13 protein-coding genes are annotated in these 10,529 nt (G+C 46.6%); 4 read left to right on the top strand and 9 right to left on the bottom strand.

Translation table 11 applies throughout. From position 1 onward, the window contains the following. Together IM319_RS20925 and IM319_RS20915 are read left to right on the top strand one after the other, a co-directional pair. Positions 1 to 113: transposase (locus IM319_RS20925; protein WP_071784045.1), on the top strand; the 113-nt coding region annotated here is incomplete at its 5' end. A gap of 237 nt (positions 114 to 350) precedes the next feature. Then, the gene (locus IM319_RS20915; RefSeq protein ID WP_287736788.1) at positions 351 to 575 is read left to right on the top strand and encodes a hypothetical protein; all 225 of its coding nucleotides are present in this window, start codon (positions 351 to 353) and stop codon (positions 573 to 575) included. 67 nt (positions 576 to 642) lie between these two features. Here the strand turns inward: IM319_RS20915 and IM319_RS20910 are convergent, their stop codons facing one another. The 9 genes from IM319_RS20910 to IM319_RS20870 form a co-directional block, all read right to left on the bottom strand. Further along, entirely contained in the window at positions 643 to 978 is a 336-nt protein-coding gene (locus IM319_RS20910) for a ribulose bisphosphate carboxylase small subunit (protein ID WP_286823697.1), read from the bottom strand. A 15-nt stretch (positions 979 to 993) separates the two neighbouring features. Beyond that, positions 994 to 1,392, bottom strand: a complete 399-nt coding sequence (gene rcbX / locus IM319_RS20905) for a RuBisCO chaperone RbcX (RefSeq protein ID WP_286823696.1) — start codon at positions 1,390 to 1,392, stop codon at positions 994 to 996. Positions 1,393 to 1,522: 130 nt separating this feature from the next. Beyond that, a complete protein-coding gene (locus IM319_RS20900) occupies positions 1,523 to 2,938 on the bottom strand; it encodes a form I ribulose bisphosphate carboxylase large subunit (protein WP_002753365.1) in 1,416 nt (471 codons plus the stop codon). A gap of 550 nt (positions 2,939 to 3,488) precedes the next feature. Beyond that, on the bottom strand, positions 3,489 to 4,151 hold the full coding sequence (locus tag IM319_RS20895; protein ID WP_287736786.1) for a carbon dioxide concentrating mechanism protein: 663 nt from the start codon (positions 4,149 to 4,151) through the stop codon (positions 3,489 to 3,491). Positions 4,152 to 4,282: 131 nt separating this feature from the next. Then, positions 4,283 to 6,241 (bottom strand): ribulose bisphosphate carboxylase small subunit, encoded by a 1,959-nt coding sequence (locus IM319_RS20890; RefSeq protein WP_287736784.1) that lies wholly within the window; start codon positions 6,239 to 6,241, stop codon positions 4,283 to 4,285. Positions 6,242 to 6,311: 70 nt separating this feature from the next. Continuing rightward, a complete protein-coding gene (locus IM319_RS20885; RefSeq protein WP_002759323.1) occupies positions 6,312 to 6,623 on the bottom strand; it encodes a EutN/CcmL family microcompartment protein in 312 nt (103 codons plus the stop codon). 32 nt (positions 6,624 to 6,655) lie between these two features. Then, the gene (locus IM319_RS20880; RefSeq protein ID WP_002733426.1) at positions 6,656 to 6,997 is read right to left on the bottom strand and encodes a carbon dioxide-concentrating mechanism protein CcmK; all 342 of its coding nucleotides are present in this window, start codon (positions 6,995 to 6,997) and stop codon (positions 6,656 to 6,658) included. A gap of 66 nt (positions 6,998 to 7,063) precedes the next feature. Next, positions 7,064 to 7,375 carry a carbon dioxide-concentrating mechanism protein CcmK gene (locus IM319_RS20875; protein WP_002734613.1) on the bottom strand — a complete coding sequence of 104 codons (312 nt, stop codon included), beginning with the start codon at positions 7,373 to 7,375 and terminating at the stop codon, positions 7,064 to 7,066. A gap of 631 nt (positions 7,376 to 8,006) precedes the next feature. Then, the gene (locus IM319_RS20870) at positions 8,007 to 8,291 is read right to left on the bottom strand and encodes a Nif11-like leader peptide family natural product precursor (RefSeq protein ID WP_002759324.1); all 285 of its coding nucleotides are present in this window, start codon (positions 8,289 to 8,291) and stop codon (positions 8,007 to 8,009) included. 304 nt (positions 8,292 to 8,595) lie between these two features. On the opposite strand from IM319_RS20870, the gene miaB reads away from it, so the two are divergent. Then, a complete protein-coding gene (gene miaB / locus IM319_RS20865) occupies positions 8,596 to 9,936 on the top strand; it encodes a tRNA (N6-isopentenyl adenosine(37)-C2)-methylthiotransferase MiaB (protein ID WP_287736782.1) in 1,341 nt (446 codons plus the stop codon). Positions 9,937 to 10,000: 64 nt separating this feature from the next. Then, positions 10,001 to 10,387 (top strand): DUF2358 domain-containing protein, encoded by a 387-nt coding sequence (locus IM319_RS20860; RefSeq protein ID WP_287078484.1) that lies wholly within the window; start codon positions 10,001 to 10,003, stop codon positions 10,385 to 10,387. Positions 10,388 to 10,529: the final 142 nt, after the last annotated feature.

Raw genomic sequence — 10,529 nt, 5'->3', positions numbered from 1 at the left:
TGGTCGAGGGAATCAACAATAAACTTAAACTAATAAAACGAAGAGGCTATGGCTTTAGAAACTTTCGGAATTTTTGGGTTAGAAGTATGTTATCTTGGCATCTTGTCTGTTGATTTAGCATAAAGAGTAACGAAGAGCCATCAGTAAATTGGCAGTGTATAGATATCACCTCCACATCTCTGAAAATTGATTTAGAAAAATGGCGTAAGATACTGAATGAAAAACAAAAACTAGATCGATTTCGGATTCAAAAGCTATTTAATAAATTTGAAGTCTATTTGAATATGACCAATCAATGTGACATTGAAACCTCAAGATGGTTATCTCATGGACATATAGGATTTAATTTTATGTTTGTTGTTTATAGTAAATGTCTTTATATAACAGCCTTAGACTTATCGGATCCTCGGAAAAATCCTAGTCAAGAAGCCGAGAAAGTTAATCAATGTAAAGACACACGCTTACGCACAGTAGCAAATGCTTGGGTTAGAAATCAATCTGTAGAATTTCAAGGTGATAACCTTAATGATTTTCCAATCAAGTGTTTTTGGATGTTAATCAACGATTTTCAATAACAAATGATAGAAAAAAAGGGAGGTCTAAGAACCCCCCTCAATAGTTAATAATTAGATGAAAGCTAAATTAGTAGCGGCCGGCATTGGGTTTATGAACAATAAAGCTCATGGTTTGACATTGTTTGATGTTGTCAAAAGCGATAACGCGGATGTAGCAATCAGAATATTCAGTGCGGCACTCGCGAACTTCATTAAGAACTTCTTGGGGACTAGAAACAGAGAATAAAGGCAGTTTCCACATCGTCCAATGATAATCCGCGGGTTTGGGATCTTTTTCAAATTCCACAGCAGGAATATAACCCTGATCGATCATGTATTGAATTTGTTTAGCAATTTGTTGATCGGTGAGGGGGGGTAAGTAGGAGAGGGTTTCGTAACGCTTCTCTTTAGGTAAAGTTTTCATGGGTTTCTTGATTCCTTATGGGTTGGGTAGATCATCAACATCGAGATTTAATTCCGATGTCTCTGGTTGACTTATAGCAGTACGGGTGAGACGTTCCAAAAGTTGCCGACGATGTTCGGTATTGTCATTAATAATTCCCGTTTTTACCATCTCTGGCAAGAACTCTAAAACCTGTTCGGCTAGATGTTCTCTTACCGTCATGATCCGCAAAACTAACTCTTTATTCTCAGTCATTAACCCCGCAATATAGGCCTCGCCATCCTGAATGGAATGGCTAGAAGTATAGTGACTCAGCCAAATAGCTAAAGTCGGATTAGTTTCTGACAATTGATCGATAATCGTGCGAACCGCTTGGTAAGTTAGGTAACTTTGTAAGACTTTCGCGGTATCTTGAACAACTTTTTTCAGATACATTTTATACAGTTTTCAGTTATTGGCTAGGCAGTTATCAGTGTTGAAATTCTAGCGACTGCTTGCCGATTTTGGGCAAGTCCCCGGCATTATTTTCCACCGATAACTGCTAACAACCTTCTGAAGGGCTGTATTAGAGGGTATCCATAGCCTCGAACTCGAATTTGATTTCTTTCCAGAGTTCGCAAGCGGCAGCCAGTTCAGGACTCCAACGGCAAGCTTCCCGGATAACGTCGTTACCTTCGCGGGCCAAGGAGCGACCTTCGTTACGAGCTTGGATACAAGCTTCCAGAGCCACACGGTTAGCGGTTGCACCGGGTGCGTTACCCCAGGGGTGGCCGAGGGTTCCACCACCGAACTGTAAGCAGGAATCGTCACCGAAGATTTCCACCAGCGCGGGCATATGCCAAACGTGGATACCACCAGAAGCAACGGGCATTACCCCGGGTAAGGAAGCGTAGTCTTGGGTGAAGAAAATACCACGAGCGCGATCTTCTTCTACATAGTCTTCACGCATCAGGTCAACAAAACCCATCGTGATCCCGCGTTCACCTTCGAGTTTACCGACAACGGTTCCAGAGTGGAGGTGATCACCACCAGAGAGACGTAAGCACTTAGCTAAAACGCGGAAGTGGATACCATGATTTTTCTGACGGTCGATAACCGCGTGCATTGCCCGGTGAATGTGGAGCAGTAACCCTTTGTCGCGGCAGAATTTCGCCAGGGTGGTGTTAGCGGTGAAACCACCGGTGAGGTAGTCGTGCATGATGATCGGGGTTTTGATTTCGGCTGCGAATTCAGCCCGTTGCATCATCTGCTCGCAGGTAGGAGCGGTTACGTTTAAGTAATGTCCTTTAACTTCGTTGGTTTCTGCTTGGGATTTAACGATCGCCTCTTGTACGAAAAGGAAACGATCGCGCCAACGCATGAAGGGTTGAGAGTTAATATTTTCGTCGTCTTTGGTGAAGTCTAAACCACCGCGGAGACATTCATAAACGGCACGACCGTAGTTTTTAGCGGAAAGGCCGAGTTTGGGTTTGATGGTGCAACCGAGTAGGGGGCGACCGTATTTGTTTAATTTGTCCCGTTCAACGGTGATACCGTGGGGAGGACCTTGGAAGGTTTTGATTAAAGCGACGGGGAAACGGATATCTTCTAAACGGAGACCGCGTAGAGCTTTGAAACCGAAAACGTTACCAACGATCGAGGTGAGGATGTTGGTGACGGAACCTTCTTCAAATAGATCTAAAGGATAGGCAACGAAACAGAAGAACTGGTTATCTTCGTTGGGTACGGGTTCGATATCATAACAACGACCTTTATAGCGATCGAGGTCGGTTAAGTTATCGGTCCAAACGGTGGTCCAGGTACCTGTGGAAGATTCCGCCGCTACTGCCGCACCTGCTTCTTCAGGAGGAACTCCGGGTTGGGGTGTCACCCGGAAGCAAGCTAGTAGATCGGTATCTTTGGGGGTGTAGTCGGGGGTGTAGTAGGTCAGGCGGTAGTCTTTTACGCCGGCCTGGAAACCTTTGGATTTGGCTTGCACCATTGGGATTATTCCTCCATAAACTGCATGATTAGTCGCACCTGTAAAATCTCGCCGTCAACCGACATAGATTTTTCTTAAGCTCCTTTCCCCTGCTGCCAGGAGCGAAGTTAGGGAGCAATTTTCACTAATGTTTTTTTCAACTGATCATCTTAACACGAACTTTATCCTATTCTGATCATTTTTTTTCCCTATCTCTAAAATTTTGATTGTTTTTTTTTCTCGGGGGGATTAGTTTCTTTAATCTGTCGTCATCTAACTTTGATAATCTCTACAAAAACACAAAAAAATCAACAAAAATTTACCTGATTGACACGCAGAAACTTCTGCTCATCAGGCTTTGAGCGATTAAAACTACTCTTTAATTGAGGAAGATTATCAATAATTACAACCTCAAAAAATGTCGGCAATCGCTAAATATTAACAGGATTTATAAGCAATTATACTCAGTACCTAGAGGACAGTTAGACAGCAGTGAACTCTAGATAAATTAGGTCTAATTACTCAGTAATTATTGTTGAGATTTTTGGCTTGTGAACGATTATTTTCCCCTTCAAGAATTATGGTTATTGTTGCCATTAAAACGATGACGTTCTGGAAATAGCGTGACCAATAACTGATTGATATAGACCTTTCCGACCACAGATGCTTGATTCGGTCGGTTAGTAGTAGATGCTTGTTCTCTGGTTTCTGGAGGACTGGCCTCGGCGACCATTTCCTCGCTATCCCAAGGACTGGCCACGGTTTCGGCCACCGCTTCCTCCACTGACGGCACTGGGGACACTTGACTGACTACGGGTTGCGGTTCCGGTAAAGGGGGTCTTTCCGGTTCCGATGGGGTCGCTGACACCTCGATGGTAATTTGACGGGAAGTATCTCCGATCAGGGAACCGGACGGCACGAGCGACATCGCTGCCACAGAAGCATTAAAAATCGTTGTGGTTGACCCAATACAGGCATTCTCACCGATTTCACCCTGACCGACTATTAGAACTCCTGTACCTAAAATTGCTCCCGCACCGATAGCAATAACACCCTGATAGGCGGTTAAAATCGTTCCCATACCCAGGCAAGCACCCGCACCGATAATTATTTGGCTATTGGGGGCTGCTCGGAGAATCACCCCCGGAGCCACGATCGCACTCTCATCAATGGTTACATCACCATTGACATAGAATTCCGAGCGGCTAATAGGTTGAACGGGGGGTAAGGACATAATTGACAGTTATTCAGTGATCAGTGATCAGTGATCAGGGGTTAGGGGGTAGGGGTTAGAGCTTCGGGGATTTTTCCCGATCCGCCAACACCTAACACCTATCTCCCTTCACCGATCGCCGAGTCCTGAAATTAAGGGCGTTGAATAATCGATTCGAGAACACGGCGTTTCGCTTGGGAGTCAATCCCGATCAGACGGACGTATTCCCCTTGATGGTCGCGCAGACAGGTTTCTAAAGCGGCCACCACATCGGATTCGCGACTGCTATCGATCGGGGTGCAGCTTTGCCAAGAACCGGTTTTAAAACGACGTTTATCCGCGTGTTCACTGCCAATTTTGTGACCTTGGTTCAATAAAGAACGTATTTGAGCGATCGTTTCCGCCGTTAAGGTACTGGTTAAAGTGGCAGTACCGCCGCCGGAGGAACCGGCAGCATAGCTTTTGAAACTCGGTTCAGTAACGGTGGCGGTTTTACTGCTGCCATTACTAGCCACCGAACCATCGGGGCGCTGGATCACCGTTTCTAAAACCCGTTTTTTGGCTTTAGCATCGATACCGAGTAAGCGGACATATTCGCCGCTATGTTCCCGTAAACAATCTTCCAAAGCAGTAATTACATCGGATTCGCGATTACTTTCGATCGGGGCGCAACTCTGCCAAGAACTGGTTTTAAACCGGCGTTTATCCGCGTGTTCGGTGCCGATTTTGTAGCCTTGGGCGAGCAGGGAACGAATTTGAGCGATCGTTTCGCCACTTAAGCTACCACTGCTGCTATAACTGGCTCCGTTACTGGCGGGGGTGCTGTAGCTGCTGGCTTTGCCGCTGCCGTTACTAGCGGGGGCGCTGCCGGGGCGGTGAATAATCATTTCGACGACGCGTTTTTTCGCTTGCGGGTCGATCCCGATCAGGCGGACGTACTCATCGCTATTTTCAGTCACGATCGCTTCAATATCGCGAATGATGCCCGCTTCGCTCTTGGTTTCGATCGCCGGTCCAGTTAACCAAGAACTGGTTTTAAAACGGCGTTTATCCGCGTGTTCGGTGGCGATTTTCAGCCCTTGGGCGAGCAGGGAACGCACTTGCACGGACAGGTCTGAATTGCCGTTACCGTTGCCATGACCGCCGTGGACGGCGGTGGTGGTGCGGGCCGGTTCTCCCGGGGTGTCTTCGGGGCGTTGGATAATCATTTCCAGTATGCGCCGTTTAGCGGCGGGATCGACTCCGATCAGGCGGACGTATTCGCCTTGCAGGTCTCTCAGGGAGGCTTCTAGGGATTGGGATACCTGTTCTTCGCGGCTGCCGTCGATAAAGCCGGCACTTAACCAAGAACTGGTTTTAAAGCGGCGTTTGTCAGCGTATTCGATGCCGATCTTGTAGCCTTGGGAGAGGAGGGAGCGAACCTGCGCTCGAATGTTTGTATTTAAACTCATAGGTGTCACCGAATTTCTATATAGCGTCTCATTAGCGATGTTTATAGCGGCTGCCGGTGGCGGAGTCGCTGGTCCTTGGGCTTTGACCGGGACGCTGGGGGCGAGGTCGATATCGACAATGTGACGGGTGAAGGCTCGATCGATCTCTGTGACATCGGGTAAGCGATCAGCCTGTTGTTGGCTGGTGATCACGGAACCGGATGGCACGAATTTCCCGGCGGGGATTTCCACGTCTTGAACGAGGGCGTGCATCATGACGATGCAATCAGCCCCGATGCGGGCGTTAAAGACGGTGGAGCGAAAACCGATAAAACAGCGATCGCCCACATAGGCAGGCCCGTGAATGAGTGCCATGTGGGTGATACAGCTGCCCCGGCCGATCCACACCGAATATTCTCGGCCGTCATCTCCCACCACACGGCTTTTTTCTAAACCGTGGATGATTGCTCCGTCCTGAATTTTGCTGTCGTCGCCAATGTGAAAGGGGGTTCCTTCATCGGCGCGGATGGAAGTCCCCGGAGCAATCACCACTCGCGCCCCGATCTCGATAGCGCCACTGAGGTTAGAGAAGGTGTGCACTTTGGCACTCTCGTCTATGTGCGTTTCCTCTGGGGATTTGGTCCGCTTTTTCGGACTAGCCGCCGTTGTGCGGACGACCATAGTTAGTCTTCCTCCATACTGAATTTGGCTGGCTGGTTGTTAATTAACTGTGTTTGGGTCCTATCGATGTTTAACCAGATTGACGAAATTCGTCCCTCTTGCTGTAGAGGGTGCGATTTTCTACGGTTATAGTGTCAATAATCCCCACCACCATCGCGTCAAGGGGGCGATTGTTCTGTCCGTCTTCGATACGGGCGGCTCCTCCCCGGGACACTAGCACCCATTCATTAATCCCTGCTCCGACAATATCACCCGCTACTTCGTATTTAGGCAAAAGTTGCCCTTGCGCGTCGATGAATTGCAAAAGCAGAAGTTTCACTCCCGTCATACTGCGCGGTTTCAGGGAGCTAACGACGGTGCCGCAAACTTTGGCAATTTGCATGGAATTTGTTTACACTAAAAGTTAGTTGCGCTCTAGATTCGTCTTAAAGGTTGCGGGTTAACACTTTCACGAAACTGTTCCACGGCTTCTGTATAACGGATGGGAAGAACGTATTCGAGGTTTTCGTGGGGACGGGCGATGATGTGGGTCGAGAGGACTTGACCACCTTTAACACGATTAGATGCCGCTTCTGTCCCCGCCGATACGGAGGCCTGTACTTCCGAAACGTCCCCCCGGACGATGACGGTGACGCGACCACTACCAATTTTTTCGTAACCTACTAGGGTTACGCGGGCGGCTTTCACCATGGCATCAGCCGCCTCGACGACGGCCGGGAAACCCAAGGTTTCCACCATGCCCACTGCAATTGACATAATATTTTTGTCTCCTAATGGTTGGCTTTCTTCGAATCTATAGATGCTGACCCCGATTAACGGTGTTTAATAGCTGCGGAATTGCTCTACTTCTTCGGTGTAGCGAATGGGCAGCACGTATTCGAGGTTTTCGTGGGGACGAGCGATGATATGGGTAGATAGCACTTGTCCTCCGTTAACCCGGTTGGCGTTTTCCACTCCGGCAGCCACAGAAGCTTGCACTTCTGAAACGTCTCCCCGGACAATGACAGTGACGCGACCACTACCGATCTTTTCGTAACCCACTAGAGTCACCCTGGCGGCCTTGACCATGGCATCGGCCGCTTCCACAACGGCGGGAAATCCTAGGGTTTCAATCATTCCTACTGCAATTGGCATTTTTTTGTTCCTCGCTTGTCAAGCCAAACTAAACTATTAATTTCGTTAGCGTTATCAACTTTGTTTCAGTCAAATTCTTTCCTTGTTACTTTTCCTGCTCTAGCTCTGGTGGCAGTCGGGATCGTGGCAAGGTGGGTAAGACCATCCTGAATTTTATCTCGATCGTGACCGTTTTCATCCACTATTTTTATTTTCTAGGGCTGGTTGGTAAAAATTTGACGAGTCAGGCAAAATTATCAACCTAAAAAAAGCATAGGAAACTATGACACCTTTGACAATATAAAACATTATGATTATTTCTCATCTTCAGGTTAACGAAAGTTAATCATTCCTTGATTTCGCTCATCAGCCTCAGCAATTCTCAGGAGATTTACAGCGAAAACCCTTGCTAAGAGCGGATTTTCGCTTTAACTTCTCCCTTGGCGGCTTGCTTTTATCTGCCAGATTTATTGGCAGATAAAAGCCTTATTTTCCCTGATTTCGGCTTTTTTATAATTTTTTTATACTATATACGGCTGGGGTGGGGGAGAAGGGGATCCTTTTTCAGTGATCAGTAAACAGTGAACAGTAATCAGTGAACTGAAAACTCACATCTGATCACTGGTAACTAACTGATCACTGATCACTGATTCTAGCGATCGATCTCGCCTTCGTAGGGTTGGACACCGATCGAGGGATAATTATCGTGGTTAGGACTGAAAACTTCTAACACTGCATGAGCTAACTTTTGGAAAAAGTCGGGACTCTCGTGCAAGGATTTGAGTGCCGCTTCTAATTCAGGAAGGGAGAAATCGAAGCCTTGCGAGCGAGCTATCTCTAGTAATTGCTGAGGATCTTGGGTTGAGCGCATTTTTTGACCCAATTCTTCGTTTTTAGCGGCTAAGGCGAAAAAGTCGAACACTTGATTTTTAGACATATAAATACTTTTCCTTTGATGATTAAAGGTGTGGCCTCGGCGGCATCGAGGCTAAACTGCCTAGTATGGTTTATTTTTATCCTACCAGTCAGGAGATATCCTCAAAGCAAAAGTTTCGTTTTTCTTTGCTTGTATGGCTGAGTATGCTTTTTCTGGGAAGTGGGGTGTGGGGTGTGGGGTGTGGGGTGTAGGGTGTGGGGAGAACAAAGCTGCCTCGCAGCCGCGCAGCCTCGGAGCCTCTTTCAAGTCAGAGGATAAATAGCCTAAAATAGAAACCTGCACTCTTGTTTCTGTAGCCAGCATCATGAATAAGTCCCCACGTCGTTACCATATCACCACCTTTGGTTGTCAGATGAATAAAGCTGACTCCGAACGCATGGCGGGTATTTTAGAAGATTTGGGGTTTCAATGGTCTGAGGATGCCAACGAAGCCGATTTAATCCTCTACAATACCTGTACAATTCGCGATAATGCCGAACAGAAGGTGTATTCCTATCTCGGTAGACAGGCTAAACGCAAACAAACTCAACCCGATCTTACTTTAATTGTCGCTGGCTGCGTGGCTCAACAGGAAGGGGAACAATTATTAAGACGGGTTCCCGAAGTGGATTTAATTATCGGTCCCCAACACGCAAACCGCTTGGGAGACTTATTACAACAAGTTTTTGACGGTTCCCAGGTGGTAGCCACCGAACCCATCCACATCATGGAAGATATCACCAAACCGCGCCGGGATAGTAATATTACCGCTTGGGTGAACGTTATCTATGGTTGCAATGAACGCTGTACCTATTGTGTGGTTCCGGGGGTGCGCGGGGTGGAACAATCTCGCACTCCTGCGGCAATTCGAGCAGAAATGGACCAATTAGGACAACAGGGTTATCAAGAAATCACCCTTTTAGGTCAAAATATCGATGCCTACGGACGGGATTTACCCGGAGTGACGGCAAGCGGCCGACATTTGCACAATTTCACCGATTTACTCTACTACATTCACGATGTGGCCGGCATTGAACGTCTCCGTTTTGCCACCAGTCACCCCCGCTATTTTACCGAACGTTTGATTAAAGCTTGTCAGGAATTACCTAAAGTTTGTGAGCATTTTCATATCCCTTTTCAATCGGGGGATAATGATATCCTCAAGGTCATGAAACGGGGCTATACTCAGGAAAAATACCGACAGATTATTGCTAATATTCGCGATTTAATGCCGGATGCTGCCATTAGTGCCGATGCGATTGTCGGATTCCCCGGAGAAACAGAGGCACAGTTCGAGAATACTTTAAAATTAGTCGATGAGATTGGTTTTGATCAATTAAATACGGCTGCCTATTCTCCCCGTCCCGGCACTCCGGCTGCTATTTGGGATAATCAATTAAGTGAGCAGGTAAAAAGCGATCGCTTACAAAGATTAAATCATTTAGTGGCCACAAAAGCCTCTGAACGTTCCCAAAGATATTTAGGCAGAATTGAGGAAATTTTAGTGGAAGACGTTAACCCTAAAGATGCTAGTCAAGTTATGGGAAGAACTAGAGGCAATCGCTTAACTTTCTTTACGGGAAATATTGAGGAATTGCGAGGCACATTTGTTAAGGTTAAAATTACCGAAGTCCGTCCCTTTAGTTTGACGGGAGTGATATGTTAATAGTTAACAGTGACCCCTCAACAGTGAAAAAAGGCAATAGCTATCGGGAATAATTTGGTACTTTATGGATATTATCGCTATTTTGCAGCAAGATTATCAAAGATTTCCCCTCGATCAAACCTATGATATTTATGCTGATAACGTTTATTTTCAAGACCCTCTCAATCAATTTCGGGGGATTAAACGCTATCGGGAAATGATTGGTTTTATGAGTCAATGGTTCCAAGCTATCAAGATGGATGTCCACGCAATTGAACAGCAGGGAAATATTATTAATACCCGTTGGACATTGCACTGGACAACTCCTTTACCTTGGCGGCCCCGCATCGCTATTTCTGGACGCAGCCAATTAACTCTCGATGACAATAATCTGATTATTTCTCATATCGATTATTGGAATTGTTCACCCTGGGATGTGCTGCGTCAGCATTTACCTTTTTCCAGTTCTTAACTAGGGTCTGCTGAATAAATCTAAAAACCTTGTTGGGTAAGACTTTTAGACTTTTTGTCAATCAAAAAGTACCAGGCATGGGAGTGATCAGGGGGAAAATTCCGGGACTTTTTCCCTGAAAATTAGGTAGTTGACCACCTGA

Origin of the sequence: Microcystis sp. M113S1 (genome assembly GCF_020246945.1) — a bacterium.
Classification (GTDB): Bacteria; Cyanobacteriota; Cyanobacteriia; order Cyanobacteriales; family Microcystaceae; genus Microcystis.
The sequence above is the reverse complement of the archived record's forward strand: the minus strand, read 5'-3'. Positions and strand labels throughout refer to the sequence as shown.

Excerpts from the sequence above, each read along its gene's own strand:
- IM319_RS20915 (WP_287736788.1), top strand. The coding sequence starts at position 351 with ATGTTTGTTGTTTATAGTAAATGTCTTTATATAACAGCCTTAGACTTA.
- IM319_RS20910 (WP_286823697.1), bottom strand. The coding sequence starts at position 978 with ATGAAAACTTTACCTAAAGAGAAGCGTTACGAAACCCTCTCCTACTTA.
- miaB (WP_287736782.1), top strand. The coding sequence starts at position 8,596 with ATGAATAAGTCCCCACGTCGTTACCATATCACCACCTTTGGTTGTCAG.
- IM319_RS20895 (WP_287736786.1), bottom strand. The coding sequence starts at position 4,151 with ATGTCCTTACCCCCCGTTCAACCTATTAGCCGCTCGGAATTCTATGTC.
- IM319_RS20885 (WP_002759323.1), bottom strand. The coding sequence starts at position 6,623 with ATGCAAATTGCCAAAGTTTGCGGCACCGTCGTTAGCTCCCTGAAACCG.
- IM319_RS20860 (WP_287078484.1), top strand. The coding sequence starts at position 10,001 with ATGGATATTATCGCTATTTTGCAGCAAGATTATCAAAGATTTCCCCTC.
- IM319_RS20880 (WP_002733426.1), bottom strand. The coding sequence starts at position 6,997 with ATGTCAATTGCAGTGGGCATGGTGGAAACCTTGGGTTTCCCGGCCGTC.
- IM319_RS20900 (WP_002753365.1), bottom strand. The coding sequence starts at position 2,938 with ATGGTGCAAGCCAAATCCAAAGGTTTCCAGGCCGGCGTAAAAGACTAC.
- IM319_RS20870 (WP_002759324.1), bottom strand. The coding sequence starts at position 8,291 with ATGTCTAAAAATCAAGTGTTCGACTTTTTCGCCTTAGCCGCTAAAAAC.
- IM319_RS20890 (WP_287736784.1), bottom strand. The coding sequence starts at position 6,241 with ATGGTCGTCCGCACAACGGCGGCTAGTCCGAAAAAGCGGACCAAATCC.
- IM319_RS20875 (WP_002734613.1), bottom strand. The coding sequence starts at position 7,375 with ATGCCAATTGCAGTAGGAATGATTGAAACCCTAGGATTTCCCGCCGTT.
- rcbX (WP_286823696.1), bottom strand. The coding sequence starts at position 1,392 with ATGTATCTGAAAAAAGTTGTTCAAGATACCGCGAAAGTCTTACAAAGT.